Here is a 20,377-nt window from a genome sequence, read left to right as displayed (position 1 = left end):
TTGTATTTGTGAAGCGCATCATTTAAAGTAGTTGACGCTCCAAGCAGAGAGCCGGAGGAAACAACCATGCGTCACTTCAACGGAATGCTCTTGGCGATGATTGCGTCGGCGTCCCTGATCGGACCCCTGCCCGCATATGCGCAGTCGGTGAACTGGACCTGGACCAACCAGTATGGCTCGACCCTGGCCATCACCAGCTTCAACTCGAACACGGGCGCGATCGCGGGGACCTATACCAACAACGCTGCAAACAGTTGTGACGAGGGCAAGCCGCAAGGTGTGACGGGTTGGCTGGCCTACGGCAACACGGGCACTGCGATCAGTTTCTCGGTGAACTTCCTCGGCTGCGGATCGACCACCGTCTGGACGGGGCAATTGAACAATGCGTCGGGATTCCAGGGATTGTGGTATCTGTCCCTCGCCGAAGCCGTGGCGTGGAACGGCATCAGCGCGGGCGCCGACACGTTCACGTTCAGCAGCGGCGACAAGGCCCTCCTGACCAAGAGCGGCGTCGATCTGAAGGCCGGCAGCGAGAAGCTGTCGAACACCAAGAAGTAGGCGAGCGAAGCGAATCCGCTTCGTAGCGTGGGTTAGCGCAGCGTAACCCACCACGCTTCAACGAATGCGGGACGAAGTTGGTGGGGTACGCCCAGCGGACTGCGCTTGCGCGCAGCCGCAAGGCTAACCCACCCTACACACTATCCCCGTCTTGCCGCTTCCAGCGCCTGGGGCGTGTCGATGTCGAGGAACGCGCCCTCGCCGTCGACGGGCACTTCCGCAACCGCCTCGGTGTGCTTGGCGATCAGGTGGCGCGCGCCGACGTCGCCATCGAGCGTCATCAGCTCCCGGAAGAAGCGGCGCGACCACAGCACGGGGTTGCCGCGGCGGCCCTCGCTGACGGGCACGACGATGAGATTGCCGCGGTCCGGTGCGAAGCTGTCGATGAGACGGTCGATCAGGCCGGCATCGATCAGCGGCATGTCGCCGAGGCAAACCACGGCGCCGTCGCAAGCTTCGGGCACGGCCGCGATGCCGGCCTTGACCGAGCTCGCGATGCCGCCGGCGAAATCCGGATTGCGGACGAATTTCACCTTCAAGCCTTGCAGCGCCTGCTCGACCAGTTCGGTCTGATGGCCGGTGACGACGATCACCTCGGATGCCTTGGAGGCCAGCGCCTGCTCGGTCGCGATCCGCACCAGCTTCTTGCCGTCGAGCTCGGCGAGCAGCTTGTTCGGCCCACCCATGCGGGTCGAGCGCCCAGCCGCGAGCACGATGGCGGCGACCTGGCTGTTGCCCTCGATCTCGGGCCTCGCGCGCGGCTGCGGACGCGTGACGATCTCCATCAGGAGCCCGCCGACGCCCATGCCCATCAGCTCGGCGCGGGTCACCTTGATGCCGGCGAGCAGACGCATCAGCACCCAGTCAAACCCGTTCTCGACCGGCGAGCGCGCGCAGCCCGGCGCGCCCAGCACCGGCACGCCGTCGGCGCGGGCGATCAGCAGCAGATTGCCGGGATCGACCGGCATGCCGAAATGCTCGATCTCGCCGCCGATCCCGGTGACGGCCGCCGGGATCACGTCGCGGCGATCCGCGATCGCGGACGCCCCGAACACGATGACGAGCTCCGCGCCGAGCGCGAGCAATTCCTTGATCGCGGCCGACAGCGCGTGCTCGTCGTGCTGGACCCGTCGCTCCGCGATGATGCCGGCGCCGGCCGGCGCCAGCCGCTCGGCGGTGACGCGCAGCGTCTTGTCGATCACCTTGGAGGACAGGCCCGGCAGCAGCGTCGAGACCACGCCGACGCGCTTGATCACGTAGGGCGCGATCTTCAGGACGTCCCGGCCGGCCGCCTTCACCGCGGCGTCGCGCAAAGCGCCCTCGACGCCGAACGGGATGATCTTGACCGTGCCGACCATCTCCCCCTCGACCACCGGCTTGTAGGCGGTGAGCGTCGCAAAGGTGATGGCCTCGTCGATATTGTTGATGCGATCGACCGCGGCGCGGTCGATCACCAGCACGCCCGGGCATGCCGCGAACAGATTGGCGCGGCCGGTGAAGGCGCGCTCGACATGGATGCCCTCGCCGCCGACCGCGAGCGCGATGCTGGCGGCGGCGATATCCTCGGAGACGTCGCCCTCCTCCATCCGCACCACGACGACGTCCTTGATGCCGGCGCGCTCCAGCGCCTCGACCTCGGCGGGCCCGATCGTCGTGCCCTTCTTCAGCACCAGCGGTCCCTGGCGCAGGGTGTGGACGGTCACCCCGCCGATCGCATCCTTGGGGCTCGCCGGGCCGAATTTCATGCCGCTTCTTCTTTTTCTTTGGGTGGCAGCCGAAGCACCGCCGTGATCTCGGCCATGATCGACACCGCGATCTCCGACGGCGAGACGGCGCCGATCGCAAGGCCAATGGGCGCGTGGATGCGCGCGATATCGCTGTCCTTGGCGCCCTGCGCCCGCAGCCGGTCGCCGCGCTTGGCATGGGTCTTCCGCGAGCCCAGCGCGCCGATATAGAAGCAGCCGCGCTCGAAGGCGTGCAGCAGCGCAGGATCGTCGATCTTGGGATCGTGCGTCACCGCGACGAAAGCCGTGTAGGCATCGACGTTGAGCGGCGGCAGCGCGGTGTCGGGCCATTCGGCCACCAGCGGAATGTCGGGGAAGCGCTCTGCGCTTGCAAAGGCCGTGCGCGGATCGACGACCGTGACGTCGTAACCGAGCGAGCGCGCCAGCGGCGCCAGCGCCTGACTGATATGGACCGCGCCGACGATGACGAGCTTTGCGGTCGGCGCGTAGACGTTGAGGAACAGCTTCTTGCCGCCGACCTCGACATTGGCGCTCTTGCCCATGCGAAGCTGTTTTTCGAGCTCGACGCGCAGCGGGTCTTTCGCGAAATCCTGCGCCTTGACCAGGCGCTGCTCGCCGCTCTCGGTGTCCGTCACCAAGATCGCCGGGCGGCGCGCGGCGCGCTCGGCATTGAATTCGTGCAAAATCGCGAGCTTCACGGCTAGCCGACCTTCTCGACGAAGACACGGATGGTGCCGCCGCAGGACAGCCCGACATTCCAGGCGGTCTCGTCGGCGACGCCGAACTCCAGCATCTTGGGCTTGCCGCTCTCGATCACGTCCATGGCCTCGGTGACCACGGCGCCCTCCACGCAGCCGCCGGAGACCGAGCCTAAGAACGTGCCCTCGTCGTTGATGACGAGGCTCGAGCCCGCCGGGCGCGGCGCCGAGCCCCAGGTCTCGACGACTGTGGCGAGCGCGACGCCACGGCCGGCCTTCTGCCAGTCCTCCGCCGCCTTCAGAATGTCCTCGTCGCGATCGAGCATGGGGGTAACCTCTCAAGCTGCGGAGCGGATCAGGCTGCGGTGATGCGGCGGCAGCGGCCGGGAGAGCGTCGTGATCAGCTCCTGGATCGAACTCAAATTATGTACCGGGCGGAATTCGTCAACGTGCGGAAGCATCATTTTGATGCCCTGCGCCTTGGCCTCGAAGCCGCCGAAGCGCAACAGCGGGTTGAGCCAGATCAGCCGCCGGCAGGAGCGGTGCAGCCGGTCCATCTCGAAGGCGAGCCTGGAATCGGCCTCCCGCTCCAGCCCGTCGGAGATCAGGAGCACGATGGCGCCCTGGCTCAGGACCCGGCGCGCCCACAATTTGTTGAAGTTGTGCAGCGAGGCCGAGATCCGCGTACCGCCGGCCCAATCCTCGACCGAGGCCGAGCAGCTCGCCAGCGCCTCGTCGGGATCGCGCTGGCGCAGCGCGCGGGTGACGTTGGTGAGGCGGGTGCCGAACAGGAACACCGAGACGCGCTTGCGCGCATCGCCGATGGCATGGAGGAAATGCAGGAACAGGCGCGTGTACTCGTTCATCGAACCCGAGATGTCGAGCAGCGCGACGATCGGCGCCGGTTTCTCGATCCGCCCCAGGCGATGAATGTCGATGATGTCGCCACCGGTGCGCAATGACGCACGCAGCGTGCGGCGCAGATCGAGGCGCAGGCCGCGGGAATCGGGCCGGTGCCGGCGCGTCAGGAGCTCGGCCTGCGGCAGCCGCATCCGCTCGACGGCGCGCAGGGCCTCGCTGATCTCCGCCGCGCTCATCTGGGCAAAATCCTTCTTCTGAAGGATTTCCTTGTCGGAGACCGACAGGCGCAGATCCTGCTCCTGGTGCTGCGGCGTCTCCGTCATGCGCGGCTGCGACATCGCTTCCTGCACGCGGCGCGCACCGGCCTGCGGCTTCTTCTTGGCCTGCTCCGGCAGCGGCACCGAATCCAGCATGTGCTTCCACTCCTCCGAGGCGCGGAAGAACAGGTTGAAGGCCTGCTTGAAGATCAGCGCATGCTCGTGGCGCTTGACGAAGATCGCCTCCAGCGTGGCAAAGACATCGGCGCGGTTGCCGATGTCGATCACCTGGAGCGCGCTCATGGCATCGATCACTGCGCCCGGCCCGACCGGCATGCCCGCAGAGCGCAACGCGCGGGCGAAGCCGACGATGTTGTCGGCGAACTGCTCGGTCTGCTCGGGCGCCAGGTGGTTGATGGCCATGGGTCGTATCCATCCCCTCGTCATTCCGGGGCGCGCCTCTTTGGCGCGAGCCCGGAATCCATTCATCCACGAACTCTGCGGCCCGATGGATTCCGGGTTCGCGCTACGCGCGCCCCGGAATGACGGGCGCAATTTGACGCGAGATCAATCCTCGCTCGTCGCTTCCTTCAGCACCTTCTGCAGGGTGTCGCCCTGCATGCGGGTGATGTCGTCCTGGTACTTGAGCAGCGCGCCCAGCGTGTCGCCGACCACCTGCGGGGTCAGCGAGCGGGCGTCGAGCTCGGACAGCGCGGTGGCCCAGTCGATGGTCTCGGCGACGCCCGGCGACTTGTAGAAGTCCTGGTTGCGCAGCGCCTGGACAAAGCGCACCACCTGCTGCGACAGCTTTGTGGAGATGCCGGGCACGCGCGTCTTGACGATCGCGAGCTCGCGCTCGGCGGCGGGATAGTCCACCCAGTGATAGAGGCAGCGCCGCTTCAGCGCGTCGTGGATCTCGCGGGTGCGGTTGGAGGTGATGATGACGATCGGCGGATACGGCGCCTTCACGGTGCCGAATTCGGGAATGGTCACCTGGAAGTCACTGAGGATTTCCAGGAGATAGGCTTCGAACGCCTCGTCGGCGCGGTCGAGCTCGTCGATCAGGAGCACCGGCGGACCCGCGACGTCAGGCTCCAGCGCCTGGAGCAGCGGCCGCTTGATCATGTAGCGGTCGGCGAAGATGTCGCTCGACAGTTGATCGCGATCGGTGTCGCCGGCGGCTTCCGCCATCCGGATCGCGATCATCTGCGCGGCGCTATTCCACTCGTACACGGCCGAGGAGACGTCGAGGCCTTCGTAGCACTGCAGGCGGATCAGCTTCCGCCCCAGCGCCGCCGACAGCACTTTTGCGATCTCGGTCTTGCCGACGCCGGCCTCGCCTTCGAGAAACAGCGGCCGGCCCATGCGCAGCGACAGATACGTCACCGTCGCCAGCGACCGCTCGGCGAGATAGCCGCGCGACGTCAGGAGTTCGAGCATCGCATCAACCGATGCCGGCAGGGCGGCTGAAGTCATGAAAGGCCAGTCTTGGTTACGCCCTCACCGGGGCAAGTCGTTGGGCCAGTTGGTGAGGCCCATCATTCCTTGGCATTGGCGGCGTCGACGGCCCGCCGCGTCAGCACCCCGATGAGGTGCGCGCGGTATTCGGCACTGCCGTGGATGTCGCTGTTGAGACCCTCGGCCGGCACCTCGATGCCATCAAGGGCTTTCGCCGAGAAGCGCTTCTTCAGGGCTTCCTCAAACGCGGTGACGCGGAACACGCCTTCGGAGCCGGCGCCGGTGACGGCAACGCGCACGTCCGACGGACGCCGCGCCACGAACACGCCGACCAGCGCGTAGCGCGAGGCCTGGTTGCGGAATTTGATGTAGGCGGCCTTCTTCGGCAGCGGGAACATCACCTTGGTGATGATCTCGTCGGCCTCGAGGGCCGTCGTGAACAGGCCCTGGAAATACTCCTCGGCCTTGAGGCGGCGCTTGTTGGTGACGATGGTCGCCCCGAGCGCAAGCACCGCGGCCGGATAGTCCGCGGTCGGATCGTTGTTGGCGAGCGAGCCGCCGATCGTGCCCTTGTGGCGCACGGCGGGATCGCCGATTCCGCCGGCAAGGCTCGCGAGCGCCGGGATCGCTTCGCCGACGACGGCGGAGGTCGCGACCTCGGCGTGCTTGGCGGTGGCGCCGATCACCAGCGAGCGGCCCTTCATCTCGATCGCGTTGAGCCCCTCGATGTGGGAGAGGTCGACCAGATGCGGAGGGCTCGCGAGGCGCTGCTTCATGACCGGAATCAGCGTGTGACCGCCGGCGATCACCTTGGCGTCTTCGTTCTTCACCAGGAGGTTGGCGGCCTGCCGAACGGTCCCGGGGCGATGATATTTGAATTCGTACATCTGAATGTCCTGATCGCGGGATGCGCGCGTGTCGATTTAGGCGAGGTCGGATTTCGCCATCGCCTTGGCGCCGGCGGAGATCGAGGCGACGATGTTCTGGTAGCCGGTGCAGCGGCAGAGATTGCCTTCCAGCTCCTCGCGGATGGTGTGGTCGTCGACCTCGTGCCCCTTGCGATGGACGATGTCGATCGCGGTCATGATCATGCCGGGCGTGCAGAAGCCGCACTGCAGGCCATGGTGCTCGCGGAAGGCTTCCTGCATCGGATGCAGCGGCGCGCCGTCGGCAGCCAGCCCCTCGATCGTCTTGACCTCGTGGCCGTCAGCCATCACGGCAAGCGTGGTGCAGGACTTCACGGCCTTGCCGTCGAGATGCACGACGCAGGCGCCGCACTGCGAGGTGTCGCAGCCGACATGGGTGCCGGTCAGCCGCAGATTCTCGCGCAGGAACTGCACCAGAAGCGTGCGGGGATCGACGTTGGCCGTCACAGGATTGCCGTTCACGATGAGGGAGATTTTCGCCATAAGCACTCTCTATCAGCGCCCCGACGGGTCCCGTCGAAGCGGTTCTTATAATTATTCCAACCCATCATATGGGCCATTATGCCCCGGGGCAACATCACCCCGGACGCAAGGCGCCATGCCGAAAGGCGATAGCCTTCAGCCCTGTACCGCCTTGGCGAAGTTCGCGAAAAACTCGTCGGCCAGCTTCTTGGCGGCGCCGTTGATGAGGCGTTGTCCGAGCTGCGCCAACTTGCCGCCGATCTGCGCCTCGACGTCGTAGGAGAGCAGCGTGCCGCCGTCCTTCTCCGCCAGCTTGACCACGGCGCCGCCCTTGGCAAAGCCCGCCACCCCGCCCTCGCCTTCGCCGGAGATCTTGTAGCCGTTCGGCGGATCGAGATCGGAGAGCGTCACCTTGCCCTTGAAGCGCGCCGACACCGGGCCGACCTTCATTTTCGCTGTGGCGCGAAAGCCGCCGTCGTCGGTCTTCTCCAGCTCCTCGCAGCCGGGGATGCAGGCCTTCAGCACCTCGGGATCGTTGAGCTTGGCCCACACAGCCTCGCGCGGCGCCGCAAGCTGGACTTCGCCGTTCATCGTCATGGCCATGGGGTGCCTCCCGGGATCGTGCAATTATAATGCTGTTCAAGTAACGCACGTAGGCCGCAAAGGAAAGGGCGGCCTCCGGCCACGTGCAATGCATATTCGCAACTGCAAAAAATCTTGCGCGGTCGGTTTTGGATTGGCACAGGCGGGCCATGATGGTTAGGTCCCGCGCAACATGAGCACAGCCCTCTCCCCCCTGCTTGCGCCGATGCTGTCGAGCGCCGCCATGCGCGCCGTCTGCGACGACCGGTCAACGCTCCAGAACATGCTCGATTTTGAGGCAGCCTTGGCGCGCGCCGAAGCCGCCACCGGCGTGATTCCCGCGGCCGCCGTGGGCCCGATCGAAGCCGCCTGCAAGGCGGATGCCTTTGACATCGCCGCGCTGGCCGAGGCCGCGACACGGTCCGGCAATCTCGCGATTCCCCTGGTCAAGGCGCTGACCGCCAACGTCGCGAAGGCCGATGCGGAGGCCGCACGCTACGTGCATTGGGGCGCGACCAGCCAGGACGTCATCGACACCGCGACCATGCTCACGCTGCGCGCCGCCATCGACGCGCTGGATGCCGACCTCAGCCGCGCCATCAAGGGTTTTGCCGCACTGGCGCGCAATCATCGCAACACCGCAATGGTGGCGCGGACCTGGCTCCAGCACGCGCTGCCGATGCCGTTCGGGCTCAAGGCCGCCGAATATGCCGCAAGTCTTGCCCGCGCCCGCTGCCGCCTCAGGCGGCTCTCCCGCGACGGCCTCGCGCTGCAATTCGGCGGCGCGGCCGGCACGCTCGCGGCCCTCGGCGACAAGGGGCTCGTCGTCGCGGAGCGACTGGCGCAAGAGCTCAACCTGCCGCTGCCGGAAGCACCCTGGCACACCCATCGCGACCGCATCGCGGAAGCCGCATCGGCCCTTGCGATTCTCGCCGGAAGCTGCGGCAAGATCGCGCGCGACGTCTCGCTGATGATGCAGACCGATGTCGCCGAGGCGTTCGAGCCGGCCGGCGAAGGCCGCGGCGGCTCCTCGACCATGCCGCACAAGCGCAACCCTGTCGCAGCCGCAAGCGCGCTGGGATGTGCCACCATGGCCCCGCAGCTCGCCGCGACGATTTTTGCCGCGCAGGTACAGGACCACGAGCGCAGCGCCGGCCCCTGGCATGCGGAATGGCCGACGCTGCCTCAACTGATGCTGGTCACTTCGGGCGCGCTCGCCGCCATCGTCGACATCGCCGAGGGCCTGGACGTCGATGCCGCGCGCATGCGCAGCAATCTCGATGCGACGCACGGGCTGATCATGGCCGAGGCGGTCACCTTTGCGCTGGCCGAGAGGATCGGCAAGAGCGATGCGCATCATCTCATCGAGGCCGCGAGCAAGCGCGCGGTCGCCGAGAAGAAGCATCTGCGCGAGGTTCTCGCGGCCGATTCGCAGGTCACAGCGCATCTTTCGCCGGAAAAAATTGCGGCATTGTTCGAGCCGATGGCCTATCAAGGGGCTTCCCAAGCCATGATCGACCGGCTGCTCGACAGCCTCGAGCGAGATTGATTGTTTGAGCATGATCCCTTCGGAAAACCGCTCCACACTTTTCCGGATCATGCTCCAGAACGGAGACGCCGCATGCCCATGATCGATGCCGACGGTTGCCTGATCAACGTCTCCGTCGAAGGCCGCGACGGCGGGCCGACCTTGATGCTGTCCAATTCGCTCGGCTGCACGCTTCAGATGTGGGAGCCGCAGATGAAGGCGCTGACGCAGGTGTTCCGCGTCATCCGCTATGACCGCCGCGGTCACGGCAAGTCGAACGTTCCCCCCGGCCCTTACACGATGGAGCGCTTCGGCCGCGACGTGCTGGCGATCCTCGACGATCTCAACATCGAGAAGGTGCATTGGTGCGGCCTGTCGATGGGCGGCATGGTGGGACAATGGCTGGGCGCGAATGCGCCGGAGCGCTTCGGCAAGCTCATCCTCGCCAACACCTCCTGCTACTATGCCGAGCCGACCAAATGGCTGGAACGCATCGATGCCGTGAAGAAGGGCGGCATCGCGGCGGTGGCCGATGCCGTGATCGCGGGCTGGCTCACCCAGGATTTCCGCGAGCGCGAGCCTGACATCACCGCCCGGATGAAAGCGATGCTGCTCGCCTCACCCGTGGAGGGCTATCTCGCCTGCTGCGAGGCGCTGTCGACGCTCGACCAGCGCGAGCTGCTGCCAAAGATCAAGAGCCCGACGCTGGTGATCGCCGGCCGCCACGACATGGCGACGCCGATCTCGGCGGGTGAACTGATCCGCTCGAAAATTCCCGGCGCCAACATGACCATCATCGACGCCGCCCATATTTCCAATGTCGAACAGCCGCACGCGTTCACCGATGCGGTGGTGGGGTTCCTGACGCAACGCTGATTGCGCCTGTCGTCATTCCGGAGCGATGCAAAGCATCGCCCCCGGAATCTCGATCGGCATTCACAACCTCGAGATTCCGGGTTCGCCTCTTCGAGGCGCCCCGGGATGACTGATCCGGAGAAACACCATGGACGACCAGAAGCGCCGCGATGCCGGCATGAACGTGCGCCGCAAGGTGCTGGGCAATGCCTGGGTCGACAAATCAGTCGCCAATCGCAATGCCTTCAACACCGATTTCCAGGATCTGATCACGCGCTACGCCTGGGGCGAGATCTGGACGCGGCCGCATTTCGACGAGCGCACACGGCGGGTGCTGGTCATCGGCACCATGGTCGCGCTCGGACAATGGGACGAATTCCGCCTGCATGTGCGCGCGGCGCTCGCCGAGGGCGGCTTCACGCCCGACGACATCAAGGAAATCCTGCTCCAGCAGGCGATCTATTGCGGCGTGCCGGCGGCGAACCACGCCGTCAAGGAGGCCTCAGCGATTGTGCAGGAGCTCGGCCTGCTCAAGACCTAGCGGCGCGGCGGCCTCGGCGCTCTTGGGTGCCGCCACAGGGCGCTCGATCACCATCACGATCGCAGCCCCCAGCAGCAGCAAGAGCTCGGTCGCGTGCAGCCGGAGCGCGTCCATCTCGCCGACCTTCGAGGCCATGACCATGCTCGCAAACGAGATCACGCTGCCGATCGCCAGCGCAATGCCGAGCGCCTCGTCACTACCGCCATTCCTGCGGACGCGGGGAATGCACAGCAGCGCGAGGTAGATCGCGAAGAACGCCACCACGGTCAGCCGTCCCAGCGCCAGCAGCCAAGCCGCGCGTACCGTGTCCATCCCCGCCATCTGGAGATGGTCGCTGAGGAACAGCGCGACAGCAACGCTCGGCCGCTCGTAGAGGCCGTGCACCGGCGCCACCATGATGTTGAAGGCGACGAGCGTCCAGGCGGGGATGAAATAGGCCGCCAGCAGCGCGCCGTTGACCGAGTCGATCCGCCAATTCCTGAACATGCCGCTTCCCGCTTCGCCTGCCACGCGCCTTCAATGGGAAGGCTTTGCCGGGAGCTAACTCGCATCAGTCCGTGGCGGCAATTTAAACCCTTTGTTTACCTTAACGGGGCACCCGCACACGTCGTCATTCCGGGATGGTGCGTCAGCACCAGACCCGGAATCTCGAGATTCCGGGCTCGGCTCTTCGAGCCGCCCCGGAATGACGCCAAGCAACGAAAAAAAGGCCCCACCTTGCAGCGGGGCCCTTCTTCACTCCTGCTCACTCACTGGGCTCCCAAACTAGTTGTCCTGACCGCGCTGGCCACCATGCTGCTGGCCGGGCTTGTCGCCCTGGCGCATCGGATCCTGCTGCTGCTGTCCGGGTTTCTGCCCACCGCCCTGCTGCTGCCCTGGCTGCTGACCTGGGCGCTGCTGGCCGGGGTTCTGAGTCTGCTGACCCGGATTCTGGTTCTGCTGCTTCGTCATCGGGGGGAACTCCCTTGTTGGACGTCAGAGGGAAGCTAACAACCGCCCACGGATTTGGTTGCCACGCGGAACCCGGTTCCTCGCAGCTGCGGAACCGGGAGACGACATCCGTAACCAAATGAGTTCTGTACAAGCCGTTATGCCTAGGCCTGCCCAGTTGCGGCCGCCAGTTCCCTCCTGTTACAAAACGAGAAGAATGCTCAAGGGCTGCCGGGGCCCAAGAACTCTCTCGAAGAGCTCCCTTTGAGCCCGCGTCAAGTTTGGGTAACGGCAGCCTATGGATTATTTCGCCCAGCAGCTCATCAACGGCCTCGTGCTCGGCTCCATCTACGGCCTGATCGCGATCGGCTACACGATGGTCTACGGCATCGTCGGCATGATCAACTTCGCCCATGGCGACGTCTTCATGATCGGCGGCTTCATCGCCCTGATCACCTTCCTGATCCTGATCTCGCTCGGCGTGACCGCGATCCCGGTGATCCTGCTCGTCGTGCTGCTGGTCGCGATGGCGATCACGGCGCTCTATGGCTGGACCATCGAGCGCATCGCCTACCGGCCGCTGCGGCATTCCTTCCGTCTCGCCCCGATGCTGTCGGCGATCGGCATGTCGTTCGTGCTGACCAACTATTCGCAGGTGGCGCAAGGCGCCCGCGTCAAGCCGATCCCGCCCTTCATCACCGGCGGCTACACGCTGCATGAGAGCGCGGACGGCTTCGTCATCCAGCTCTCCAACATCCAGATCATGGTGGTCATCACAACCATCGTGCTGCTGGCGATCTTCACCTGGCTGGTGTCGCACACGCGGCTCGGGCGCGATATGCGCGCCTGCGAGCAGGACCAGACCATGGCGGCCCTGCTGGGCGTCGACGTCGACCGCACCATCTCCATGACCTTCGTGATCGGCGCCGCGCTCGCCGCGGTCGCGGGTTTCATGTACCTGCTCTATTACGGTCTGGTTGATTTCTTCATGGGCTTCGTCGCCGGCATCAAGGCCTTCACGGCGGCCGTGCTCGGCGGAATCGGCTCGCTGCCGGGCGCCATGCTCGGCGGTCTTGCGATCGGCCTGATCGAGACGTTCTGGTCGGCCTATTTCTCGGTCGAATACAAGGACGTCGCGGCATTCTCGATCCTGATCGTCGTGCTGATCTTCATGCCGACCGGCCTGCTCGGCCGTCCCGAAGTCGAAAAAGTCTGACGGACCGCCGCGTGACAGCCATTCCGCACGAGACCAAGCACGCAAGCCGCACCGCCGGCATCACCTATATCCTGAAGAAATCCCTGCTCAGTGCGCTGGTCGCGCTGGTGCTGTTCTCACTGATGGTCGGCGTCCGGACCGAGGCCGGTTCCGACGGCCAGCTCACTTATTGGACGCGCTTCGGCGAGGTCGCAGCGCTTGTCGCCGCCGTGTTCGGCGGCTCGATCGTGATCGAGCTGCTCCGGCAATGGCTCGGCCCGACCGGCGCCGAGAAGCTGGTGCCGCCTGCAGTGCATCGCGGGATGTCGTTCGTCGGCCGCTACCTCGCGCCCGCGCTTTTGATCTTCACGCTGCTGGTGCCCGTCATCTTCTATAACCAGCGCTACATCCTCGACCTCGCGATCCTCGTGCTCACCTATGTCATGCTGGGCTGGGGATTGAACGTCGTGGTCGGCCTCGCCGGCCTGCTCGATCTCGGCTACGTCGCCTTCTATGCGGTCGGCGCCTATTCCTACGGCCTGCTCGCCACCAATTTCGGCTGGTCGTTCTGGATCTGCCTGCCGCTCGCCGGCATCCTCGCCGCGTTCTGGGGCGTGCTGCTCGGCTTTCCCGTGCTGCGGCTGCGCGGCGACTATCTCGCCATCGTGACGCTGGCCTTCGGCGAGATCATCCGCCTCGTCATCATCAACTGGCAGAGCCTGACCGGAGGCCCCAACGGCGTCTCCGGCATTCCCCGCCCCACCTTCTTCGGCATCCCGCTCGACAACAGCGACGACGGGCTCGCCGCCAAGCTCGGCATCGAGTACTCAGCGACCCACCGCATCGTCTTCCTGTTCTATTTGATCCTGGCGCTCGCGCTGCTCACCAACTGGGTGACGATCCGCCTGCGCCGCCTGCCGATCGGCCGCGCCTGGGAGGCCTTGCGCGAGGACGAGGTCGCCTGCCGCGCGCTCGGCATCAACACCACGACCACCAAGCTTACCGCGTTCGCGACCGGCGCGATGTTCGGCGGCTTTGCCGGTGCGTTCTTCGCCACCCGCCAGGGCTTCATCAGCCCGGAATCCTTCACCTTCCAGGAATCGGCATTGGTGCTGGCCATCGTCGTGCTTGGCGGCATGGGCTCGCAACTCGGCGTGGCGCTCGCCGCGCTGGCCATGATCGGGGGCTTCGAGCTGTTCCGCAGCCTCGAGACCTACCGCATGCTGGTGTTCGGCATGGCCATGGTGCTGATCATGATCTGGCGGCCGCGCGGCCTGGTCGGCCATCGCGCGCCGACCGTGTATCTGACCAAGGCGCAGGCGATCTCCTCCGACCTCGTCAAGGAAGGGCACGGATGAGCGGCGACAAGATTCTCAACGTCGACCGGCTGACCATGCGCTTCGGCGGCATCGTTGCCGTGCAGGACCTGTCGCTCTCGGCCGAGCGCAAGAAGATCACCGCGCTGATCGGGCCGAACGGCGCCGGCAAGACCACGGTCTTCAACTGCATCACCGGCTTCTACAAGCCGAGCGGCGGCACCATTCGCCTCACCCATGACGATGGCCGGACGATCGCCCTGGAGCGGCTGAACGATTTCCGCATCGCCAAGCTGGCCAAGGTGGCGCGCACCTTCCAGAACATCCGCCTGTTTCCCGGCATGACCGCGCTGGAAAACCTGATGGTGGCGCAGCACAACGCCTTGATGCGGGCCTCCGGCCTCACCTTTCTCGGCCTGATCGGTGCGCCCGGCTATCGCGATGCCGAGAAGCGCGCGATCGATCTCGCCACCGACTGGCTCAGGCGGGTCAACCTGCTCGACCGCGCCGACGATGCCGCCGGCAATTTTGCCTATGGCGACCAGCGCCGGCTCGAGATCGCGCGCGCGATGTGCACCGAGCCCGCGCTGCTGTGCCTGGACGAGCCCGCCGCCGGCCTCAACGCGCGCGAGAGCGCCGCCTTGAGCGAGCTCCTGCTCTCGATCCGCAACGAGCTCGGCACCTCGATCCTGCTGATCGAGCACGACATGTCGGTGGTGATGGAAATCTCCGACCATATCGTGGTGATGGACCACGGCGTGAAGATCGCCGAAGGTTCGCCGCGCGCGGTCCGCGACGACCCCAAGGTGATCGCCGCCTATCTCGGCGCCGACGAGGAAGAAGCCGTGGCCGTGATGGAGAGCGGGTCGTGACTTCACCCACTCCCCTGCTCGCGATCCGCAGCCTTCGCGCCGCCTACGGCAAGATCGAGGCGCTGAAGGGCGTCGACGTCGAGATCAATGCCGGCGAGATCGTGGCGCTGATCGGCGCCAACGGCGCCGGCAAGTCGACGCTGATGATGACCATCTTCGGCAAGCCGCGGGCCCGTGCCGGCCAGATCCTGTACGAAGGCCGCGACATCACCGACGTGCCCACCCACGAGATCGCGCATTTGCGCATCGCGCAATCGCCGGAGGGACGGCGCATCTTCCCGCGCATGAGCGTGGCGGAAAACCTCCAGATGGGTGCCGATGCCACCGGATGCACCGATTCCGAGCGCGACGCGACGCTGGAACGCGTCTTCAATCTGTTTCCACGGCTGAAGGAACGCTACGCCCAGCGCGGCGGAACCCTGTCCGGCGGCGAGCAGCAGATGCTGGCGATCGGCCGCGCCTTGATGAGCCGTCCCCGCCTGCTCCTGCTCGACGAGCCCTCGCTCGGGCTCGCGCCGCTGATCGCGCGCCAGATTTTCGATGCGATCCGCACCCTGAACCGGCAGGACGGCCTGACCGTCCTGATCGTCGAGCAGAACGCCAACCATGCGCTCAAGCTCGCCCATCGCGGCTATGTCATGGTCAATGGCCTGATCACGCTGGCCGGGACCGGCGCCGAGTTGTTGCAGCGCCCCGAGATTCGGGCCGCCTATCTGGAAGGCGGCCGGCACGGCTGAGGCGGGCCACGTGCGGCCGAATGTGGCGAGATATCTCCGCCAATGCCCGTATTTTGCCGGTGACTTCTCCTCGAATTCATTCAAGAATGGCGCCGGTTTGGACCGGGCATGCCCGGCAACTTCCACAGGCGACCACCCGCGAGGTATCTCATGAAATCACTGAAGCTCATCGGTCTGGCATTCGGCGCGTCGATCGCGCTGTCGAGCGCGGCATTCGCGCAGGATGTCACCATCGCAGTCGCAGGCCCGATGACAGGCACAGAGTCCGCCTTCGGCCGCCAGATGAAGAACGGCGCCGAGATGGCCGTGGCTGATATCAACGCCGCCGGCGGCATCAACGGCAAGAAGCTCGCGCTCAACGTCGAGGACGATGCCTGCGATCCCAAGCAGGCGCGCTCGATTGCGGAAAAGATCGCCGGCGCCAAGATCCCCTTCGTCGCCGGACACTACTGCTCGTCGTCGTCGATCCCGGCCTCGGAGGCCTATGCAGACGGCAACGTCCTCCAGATCACCCCAGCCTCGACCAACCCGCTCTTCACCGAGCGCAAGCTGTGGAACGTGGCGCGCGTCTGCGGCCGCGACGATCAGCAGGGCCTGATCGCGGCGCAGTACATCGCCAAGAACTACAAGGGCAAGAACATTGCGATCCTCAACGACAAGACCACCTACGGCAAGGGTCTTGCGGACGAGACCAAGAAGGCGCTCAACAAGGCCGGCATCACCGAGAAGATGTACGAGTCCTACAACAAGGGCGACAAGGACTTCAACGCGATCGTCTCGCGCCTGAAGCGCGACAACATCGATCTCGTCTATGTCGGCGGCTACCATCAGGAGAGCGGCCTGATCCTGCGCCAGATGCGCGACCAGGGTCTCAAGACAGTGCTGATGGCCGGCGACGCACTCGCCGACAAGGAGTACGCCTCCATCACCGGCCCGGCCGGCGAAGGCACGCTGTTCACCTTCGGCCCCGATCCGCGCAACAAGCCGACCGCCAAGAAGATCGTCGATGCCTTCAAGGCCAAGAACATCGACCCCGAAGGCTACACGCTCTACACCTATGCGGCGATGCAGGTCTGGTCGCAGGCGGCCAAGAAGGCCGGCACCACCGACGCCAAGAAGGTGATGGAGGCGATGAAGGCCGGCAAGTGGGACACCGTGATCGGCCCGATCGAGTATGACGCCAAGGGCGACATCAAGCAGATCGACTACGTCGTCTACAAATGGGATGCCAAGGGCGGCTACGCCGAGATCAAAGGCAACGGCACCTAACGCGCTTGCCGGGCCCCAAGGCCGTTATCCAAGCATCATCACGCCCCGGCTTGCCCGGGGCGTTCTTCTTGGGCAAGCGTCCTGGACAAGGGTCAGACAGCTGCGGGCAGTTCGCCGCCCGCCGCGGCCTGGGCCTTCCGCAGCGCTTGCAGGAGATCGTTCGGCCGAAACGGCTTTTGCAGGCAGACCACGTTGGCAAGGTGAGGCGATTGTTCCATGAAATCCAGCGCCGTCATCCCGGACACCGCAATGATGGGGAGGCCCGGCGCACGCTCCCGCAGGCTCGCGATGACGTCGACGCCGCTGGTGTCGCCAAGGAAGATATCGACGATCGCCACGTCAAACGGGCTTTCCGCGAAGGTTTTCAGCCCGGCCGCACCGCTTTCGGCCTCCGCGACCTCGAAGCGATGGACCCGAAGCACGATCGCGACCATCGCACGGACGTCCTTCTGGTCGTCGATGATGAGAACACGGGGCATAGGGAAGAACTCCCGGATATCGATCAAAATCGATGATTCAAACCTGGAACCCACTCCGGCGGGAGGGCATTATGGCACCGTCCAGTAAAGCGCATCTTACCCGACCCCTATTCCGTGGTCCCACCAGAATTAAGTAATCTGTAACCTTCGGTTGAGTCGCGGCCGCAACAGTTCAAGATGTGCGCCCGTAACCCGCTACCATAGCGCCGGCCTGCGGGGATCCGAATGACGTCGATGAAAATGGCGAAGACCGGTCTGCGAGAGGTGGACGTGCCCGCGACGATCGACCGAAGCACATTCCTTTCGACCCTGCCGGCCACCTCGACCGACCGCACCGCCGCATTGGCGATCGTCGGCATATCCGCAATCCTGTTCGCATTGGCCGTCCCTTTCGCGGGTACCCCGCTCCTGCCCGTCCCGGCCTTTGTCGCGAGCTATCAATCGGCCCTCGCCGTAAGCGACATCGTCACCGCGGTGCTGCTGCTGTCGCAGTTTTCGGTCTTGCGGACCCGCGCGCTGCTGTGGCTCGCGAGCGGCTATCTGTTCACCGCCGCCGCGGCGCTGGTTCATGCCCTCACCTTCCCCGGACTGTTCACCCCGACCGGACTTTTCGGCGCGGGCGGGCAAACCACGGTCTGGCTCTACATGATCTGGCACGGCGGCTTCCCGGTGTTCGTGCTGGGCTATGCCTGGCTGAAGGAGGCCGACGGCGGCGCCAGGATCCGCGGCACGACAATCAGGGCGATCTGCGCCATCGTGTTCGGCGTCGCCGCCGCCATGGCCGTCTTCGCCTGGATCGTCACCGCCTGGCACGATCTGCTCCCGGTCCTGCTGCGCGACGGCCACTACATGCCGGCCATGATCGGCGTCGTATCCTTCGTATGGTCGCTCAGCTTTGCCGCCCTCGTCTCGCTCTGGTTCCGCAGGCCGCATTCGGTGATCGACGTCTGGCTCATGGTCGTGATGTGCGCCTGGCTGTTCGATATCGCGCTCTCGGCGATCGTGAACGTCGCGCGCTTCGATCTCGGCTTCTACGTCGGCCGCCTCTACGGCCTCTGCGCGGCGACCTTCGTGCTCGCGGTGCTCCTGGTCGAGAATGTCCGCCTCCAGGCGCAGACCGCGAGCATGGTCGGCGCGCTGAAGCGCCGATCGGACGCCGAGCGCGACTATCACGCCGAGCGCGAGCGGCTGTTCACCGCCGTCGTCGAATCCTCCAACGACGCCATCATCACCAAGTCGCTCGACGGCACCATCACGACCTGGAACAGCGCGGCCGAGCGCGTCTTCGGCTACTCCGCCGACGAGGCGGTCGGCCGTTCCATCGACATCATCATGCCGGACGATCAGCGTGACGATGTCGCCGAGAATCTGGCCCGCACCCGCAACGGCGAGGTCATCGACCAGCAGGAGACCGTACGGCTGCACAAGAGCGGTCAACCCATCGACGTGGTGCTGAGCCAGGTCCCGCTGCGATCGACCGAGGGCAAGATCATCGGCGCGTCCAAGGTGGCCCGCGACGTCACCGAGCGGAAGCGAGCGGAGATGGCGCTCAATCGGGAGATCGAGGAGCGCCAGCGCATTTTCGAGACCTCGCAGGACCTGATCCTGGTCACCGATGGTTTCGGCAATTTCATCCAGGTCAGCCCCAGTGTGAAGGACATCCTCGGCTTCAGCCCGGACGACATGGTCGGGCACAGTGCGATCGAGTTCATCCACCCTGATGACCTCGAGAAGACGCGCAGCGAGATGCGCGCGGCCCGGCGCGGCGCGGTCAAGCGCAGCTTCGAGGCGCGCTACTATCACTACGATGGTCACGAGGTCACGATGAACTGGATGGGCACCTGGTCCGAGCCGGTGCGGCGCCATTTCTTCATCGGCCGCGACCTCACCGAGAAGCAGGCCGCCGAAGCTCAGCTCCGGCAGGTCCAGAAGATGGATTCGATCGGCCAGTTGACCGGCGGCGTCGCCCACGACTTCAACAACGTGCTGACCGTCATCACCGGCACGATCGGTATTCTTGCGGATGCGGTCGCCGATCGTCCCGAACTCGCCGCCATCACCAAGCTGATCGACGACGCCGCCGAGCGCGGCGCGCAGCTGACCAAGCACCTGCTCGCCTTCGCCCGCAAGCAGCCGCTCCAGCCGCGCGAGATCGACGTCAATGCGCTGACGCTCGAGGCCGCCAAGCTGCTGCATCCGACACTGGGCGAGCAGATCACCATCATGCCCCAGCTCACCGAGGATGCCTGGCCGACACTGGTCGATCCCGGCCAGCTCTCCACCGCGATCCTCAACCTCGCGCTGAACGCGCGCGATGCCATGCCCGACGGCGGCACCCTGGTGCTCGAGACCCGCAACGTCTTCCTCGACGACGGCTATGCCAGCATGAATCCCGACATCGTTGCCGGCAATTACGTGATGATCGCGGTCAGCGACACCGGCACTGGAATTCCGGCCGATCTGATCGAGCGGGTGTTCGATCCGTTTTTTACGACCAAGGAGGTCGGCAAGGGCACCGGCCTCGGGCTCAGCATGGTGTTCGGCTTCGTCAAGCAGTCCGGCGGCCACATCAAGATCTACAGCGAGGAAGGCCACGGCACGAGCGTGAAGATCTACCTGCCGCGCTCCACCGGCGTGCAGGAGACCGAGTTCGAGGCGCTTCAGAACGCGCCCGTCGCCGGCGGCAGCGAGAAGATCCTGATCGTCGAGGACGACGCTCTGGTACGGCAATATGTCGTGACCCAGATCAAGAGCCTCGGCTACGCCGCGCTCGAAGCCGCCAACGCAGCCGACGCCCTCACCATCATCGACGCCGACAAGGACATCGACCTGCTCTTCACCGACGTCATCATGCCGGGCGCCATGAACGGCCGCCAGCTCGCCGATGAAGCGGCCCGCCGCCGCCCCGACCTGAAGACGCTGTTCACCTCGGGCTACACCGAGAACGCCATCGTCCATCACGGCCGGCTCGACTCCGGCGTGCTGCTGCTGGCCAAGCCCTACCGCAAGTCCGAGCTGGCCAAGATGCTCAGAACGGCGCTCGCCAGTTGAGCCTGCGGCATCTCTGCGCTATCGCAGAAGCGAACTCCTCATCAGCGCGCGAGGCCA

21 protein-coding genes are annotated in these 20,377 nt (G+C 65.5%); 10 read left to right on the top strand and 11 right to left on the bottom strand.

Features of this window, described 5'->3' with window-relative positions:
• Positions 1-66: 66 nt before the first annotated feature.
• A complete protein-coding gene (locus ACVWW6_RS23020) occupies positions 67-558 on the top strand; it encodes an avidin/streptavidin family protein (protein ID WP_060908111.1) in 492 nt (163 codons plus the stop codon).
• 140 nt (positions 559-698) lie between these two features.
• On the opposite strand, the gene ACVWW6_RS23015 is transcribed toward ACVWW6_RS23020, so the two are convergent.
• From ACVWW6_RS23015 to ACVWW6_RS22980, 8 genes are all read right to left on the bottom strand, one after another.
• Positions 699-2,303: an NTP transferase domain-containing protein gene (locus tag ACVWW6_RS23015; protein ID WP_060908112.1), complete on the bottom strand. Its 1,605-nt coding sequence runs from the start codon at positions 2,301-2,303 to the stop codon at positions 699-701.
• Positions 2,300-3,001, bottom strand: a complete 702-nt coding sequence (locus ACVWW6_RS23010; protein WP_456681423.1) for an XdhC family protein — start codon at positions 2,999-3,001, stop codon at positions 2,300-2,302. Before ACVWW6_RS23010 ends, ACVWW6_RS23015 begins: the two co-directional genes overlap by 4 nt.
• A 2-nt stretch (positions 3,002-3,003) precedes the next feature.
• Entirely contained in the window at positions 3,004-3,327 is a 324-nt protein-coding gene (locus ACVWW6_RS23005) for an XdhC family protein (protein WP_008564652.1), read from the bottom strand.
• 12 nt (positions 3,328-3,339) lie between these two features.
• Positions 3,340-4,542, bottom strand: a complete 1,203-nt coding sequence (locus ACVWW6_RS23000; protein ID WP_162603621.1) for a vWA domain-containing protein — start codon at positions 4,540-4,542, stop codon at positions 3,340-3,342.
• Between the two features lie 144 nt (positions 4,543-4,686).
• Positions 4,687-5,595, bottom strand: coding sequence for an AAA family ATPase (locus tag ACVWW6_RS22995; RefSeq protein ID WP_011088409.1), 909 nt, complete (start codon positions 5,593-5,595; stop codon positions 4,687-4,689).
• A 62-nt stretch (positions 5,596-5,657) separates the two neighbouring features.
• The gene (locus ACVWW6_RS22990) at positions 5,658-6,464 is read right to left on the bottom strand and encodes an FAD binding domain-containing protein (RefSeq protein ID WP_028173408.1); all 807 of its coding nucleotides are present in this window, start codon (positions 6,462-6,464) and stop codon (positions 5,658-5,660) included.
• A gap of 36 nt (positions 6,465-6,500) precedes the next feature.
• Complete coding sequence (locus ACVWW6_RS22985; protein ID WP_027560187.1) at positions 6,501-6,986, bottom strand: (2Fe-2S)-binding protein; 486 nt, start codon at positions 6,984-6,986, stop codon at positions 6,501-6,503.
• Positions 6,987-7,121: 135 nt separating this feature from the next.
• Entirely contained in the window at positions 7,122-7,568 is a 447-nt protein-coding gene (locus tag ACVWW6_RS22980; RefSeq protein WP_011088412.1) for an SRPBCC family protein, read from the bottom strand.
• Positions 7,569-7,740: 172 nt separating this feature from the next.
• Between ACVWW6_RS22980 and ACVWW6_RS22975 the strand changes: the two genes are divergently transcribed.
• The 3 genes from ACVWW6_RS22975 (at position 7,741) to ACVWW6_RS22965 (ending at position 10,471) form a co-directional block, all read left to right on the top strand.
• Positions 7,741-9,096 (top strand): 3-carboxy-cis,cis-muconate cycloisomerase, encoded by a 1,356-nt coding sequence (locus ACVWW6_RS22975; protein ID WP_110116509.1) that lies wholly within the window; start codon positions 7,741-7,743, stop codon positions 9,094-9,096.
• Positions 9,097-9,168: 72 nt separating this feature from the next.
• Complete coding sequence (gene pcaD / locus ACVWW6_RS22970; RefSeq protein ID WP_028173405.1) at positions 9,169-9,951, top strand: 3-oxoadipate enol-lactonase; 783 nt, start codon at positions 9,169-9,171, stop codon at positions 9,949-9,951.
• 127 nt (positions 9,952-10,078) lie between these two features.
• Complete coding sequence (locus ACVWW6_RS22965; RefSeq protein ID WP_011088415.1) at positions 10,079-10,471, top strand: carboxymuconolactone decarboxylase family protein; 393 nt, start codon at positions 10,079-10,081, stop codon at positions 10,469-10,471.
• Here ACVWW6_RS22965 and ACVWW6_RS22960 read toward each other — a convergent pair.
• Positions 10,433-10,957 carry a hypothetical protein gene (locus ACVWW6_RS22960; RefSeq protein ID WP_038967596.1) on the bottom strand — a complete coding sequence of 175 codons (525 nt, stop codon included), beginning with the start codon at positions 10,955-10,957 and terminating at the stop codon, positions 10,433-10,435. The two genes, ACVWW6_RS22965 and ACVWW6_RS22960, sit on opposite strands and share 39 nt — an antisense overlap.
• Positions 10,958-11,236: 279 nt before the next feature.
• A complete protein-coding gene (locus ACVWW6_RS22955) occupies positions 11,237-11,422 on the bottom strand; it encodes a hypothetical protein (RefSeq protein ID WP_028173403.1) in 186 nt (61 codons plus the stop codon).
• Between the two features lie 277 nt (positions 11,423-11,699).
• Between ACVWW6_RS22955 and ACVWW6_RS22950 the strand changes: the two genes are divergently transcribed.
• The 5 genes from ACVWW6_RS22950 (at position 11,700) to ACVWW6_RS22930 (ending at position 16,790) form a co-directional block, all read left to right on the top strand.
• Complete coding sequence (locus ACVWW6_RS22950) at positions 11,700-12,617, top strand: ABC transporter permease subunit (RefSeq protein ID WP_060908119.1); 918 nt, start codon at positions 11,700-11,702, stop codon at positions 12,615-12,617.
• Between the two features lie 59 nt (positions 12,618-12,676).
• Positions 12,677-13,954 (top strand): high-affinity branched-chain amino acid ABC transporter permease LivM, encoded by a 1,278-nt coding sequence (gene livM / locus ACVWW6_RS22945; RefSeq protein ID WP_370141135.1) that lies wholly within the window; start codon positions 12,677-12,679, stop codon positions 13,952-13,954.
• Positions 13,951-14,784, top strand: coding sequence for an ABC transporter ATP-binding protein (locus ACVWW6_RS22940; protein ID WP_011088419.1), 834 nt, complete (start codon positions 13,951-13,953; stop codon positions 14,782-14,784). The genes livM and ACVWW6_RS22940 overlap by 4 nt, the downstream gene beginning before the upstream one ends.
• Positions 14,781-15,521, top strand: a complete 741-nt coding sequence (locus ACVWW6_RS22935; RefSeq protein ID WP_011088420.1) for an ABC transporter ATP-binding protein — start codon at positions 14,781-14,783, stop codon at positions 15,519-15,521. The genes ACVWW6_RS22940 and ACVWW6_RS22935 overlap by 4 nt, the downstream gene beginning before the upstream one ends.
• Positions 15,522-15,671: 150 nt before the next feature.
• Positions 15,672-16,790 carry a branched-chain amino acid ABC transporter substrate-binding protein gene (locus ACVWW6_RS22930; protein ID WP_456681422.1) on the top strand — a complete coding sequence of 373 codons (1,119 nt, stop codon included), beginning with the start codon at positions 15,672-15,674 and terminating at the stop codon, positions 16,788-16,790.
• A 92-nt stretch (positions 16,791-16,882) separates the two neighbouring features.
• Here the strand turns inward: ACVWW6_RS22930 and ACVWW6_RS22925 are convergent, their stop codons facing one another.
• Positions 16,883-17,269: a response regulator gene (locus ACVWW6_RS22925; RefSeq protein ID WP_028173402.1), complete on the bottom strand. Its 387-nt coding sequence runs from the start codon at positions 17,267-17,269 to the stop codon at positions 16,883-16,885.
• A 225-nt stretch (positions 17,270-17,494) separates the two neighbouring features.
• On the opposite strand from ACVWW6_RS22925, the gene ACVWW6_RS22920 reads away from it, so the two are divergent.
• A complete protein-coding gene (locus ACVWW6_RS22920) occupies positions 17,495-20,320 on the top strand; it encodes a PAS domain S-box protein (protein WP_456681421.1) in 2,826 nt (941 codons plus the stop codon).
• Positions 20,321-20,377 lie beyond the last annotated feature (57 nt).

The sequence above is a fragment of the Bradyrhizobium sp. USDA 3311 genome, assembly GCF_054062495.1.
The sequence above is the reverse complement of the archived record's forward strand: the minus strand, read 5'-3'. Positions and strand labels throughout refer to the sequence as shown.

What these genes read in the sequence shown, in the direction of transcription:
- ACVWW6_RS23005 (WP_008564652.1), bottom strand. Translation starts at nt 3,327, where the DNA reads ATGCTCGATCGCGACGAGGACATTCTGAAGGCGGCGGAGGACTGGCAG.
- ACVWW6_RS22940 (WP_011088419.1), top strand. Translation starts at nt 13,951, where the DNA reads ATGAGCGGCGACAAGATTCTCAACGTCGACCGGCTGACCATGCGCTTC.
- ACVWW6_RS22950 (WP_060908119.1), top strand. Translation starts at nt 11,700, where the DNA reads ATGGATTATTTCGCCCAGCAGCTCATCAACGGCCTCGTGCTCGGCTCC.
- ACVWW6_RS23015 (WP_060908112.1), bottom strand. Translation starts at nt 2,303, where the DNA reads ATGAAATTCGGCCCGGCGAGCCCCAAGGATGCGATCGGCGGGGTGACC.
- ACVWW6_RS22925 (WP_028173402.1), bottom strand. Translation starts at nt 17,269, where the DNA reads ATGCCCCGTGTTCTCATCATCGACGACCAGAAGGACGTCCGTGCGATG.
- ACVWW6_RS22995 (WP_011088409.1), bottom strand. Translation starts at nt 5,595, where the DNA reads ATGACTTCAGCCGCCCTGCCGGCATCGGTTGATGCGATGCTCGAACTC.
- ACVWW6_RS22930 (WP_456681422.1), top strand. Translation starts at nt 15,672, where the DNA reads ATGAAATCACTGAAGCTCATCGGTCTGGCATTCGGCGCGTCGATCGCG.
- ACVWW6_RS22965 (WP_011088415.1), top strand. Translation starts at nt 10,079, where the DNA reads ATGGACGACCAGAAGCGCCGCGATGCCGGCATGAACGTGCGCCGCAAG.
- pcaD (WP_028173405.1), top strand. Translation starts at nt 9,169, where the DNA reads ATGCCCATGATCGATGCCGACGGTTGCCTGATCAACGTCTCCGTCGAA.
- ACVWW6_RS22975 (WP_110116509.1), top strand. Translation starts at nt 7,741, where the DNA reads ATGAGCACAGCCCTCTCCCCCCTGCTTGCGCCGATGCTGTCGAGCGCC.
- ACVWW6_RS22920 (WP_456681421.1), top strand. Translation starts at nt 17,495, where the DNA reads ATGACGTCGATGAAAATGGCGAAGACCGGTCTGCGAGAGGTGGACGTG.
- ACVWW6_RS23020 (WP_060908111.1), top strand. Translation starts at nt 67, where the DNA reads ATGCGTCACTTCAACGGAATGCTCTTGGCGATGATTGCGTCGGCGTCC.
- ACVWW6_RS22985 (WP_027560187.1), bottom strand. Translation starts at nt 6,986, where the DNA reads ATGGCGAAAATCTCCCTCATCGTGAACGGCAATCCTGTGACGGCCAAC.
- ACVWW6_RS22955 (WP_028173403.1), bottom strand. Translation starts at nt 11,422, where the DNA reads ATGACGAAGCAGCAGAACCAGAATCCGGGTCAGCAGACTCAGAACCCC.
- ACVWW6_RS23000 (WP_162603621.1), bottom strand. Translation starts at nt 4,542, where the DNA reads ATGGCCATCAACCACCTGGCGCCCGAGCAGACCGAGCAGTTCGCCGAC.
- ACVWW6_RS22990 (WP_028173408.1), bottom strand. Translation starts at nt 6,464, where the DNA reads ATGTACGAATTCAAATATCATCGCCCCGGGACCGTTCGGCAGGCCGCC.
- ACVWW6_RS22980 (WP_011088412.1), bottom strand. Translation starts at nt 7,568, where the DNA reads ATGGCCATGACGATGAACGGCGAAGTCCAGCTTGCGGCGCCGCGCGAG.
- ACVWW6_RS22960 (WP_038967596.1), bottom strand. Translation starts at nt 10,957, where the DNA reads ATGTTCAGGAATTGGCGGATCGACTCGGTCAACGGCGCGCTGCTGGCG.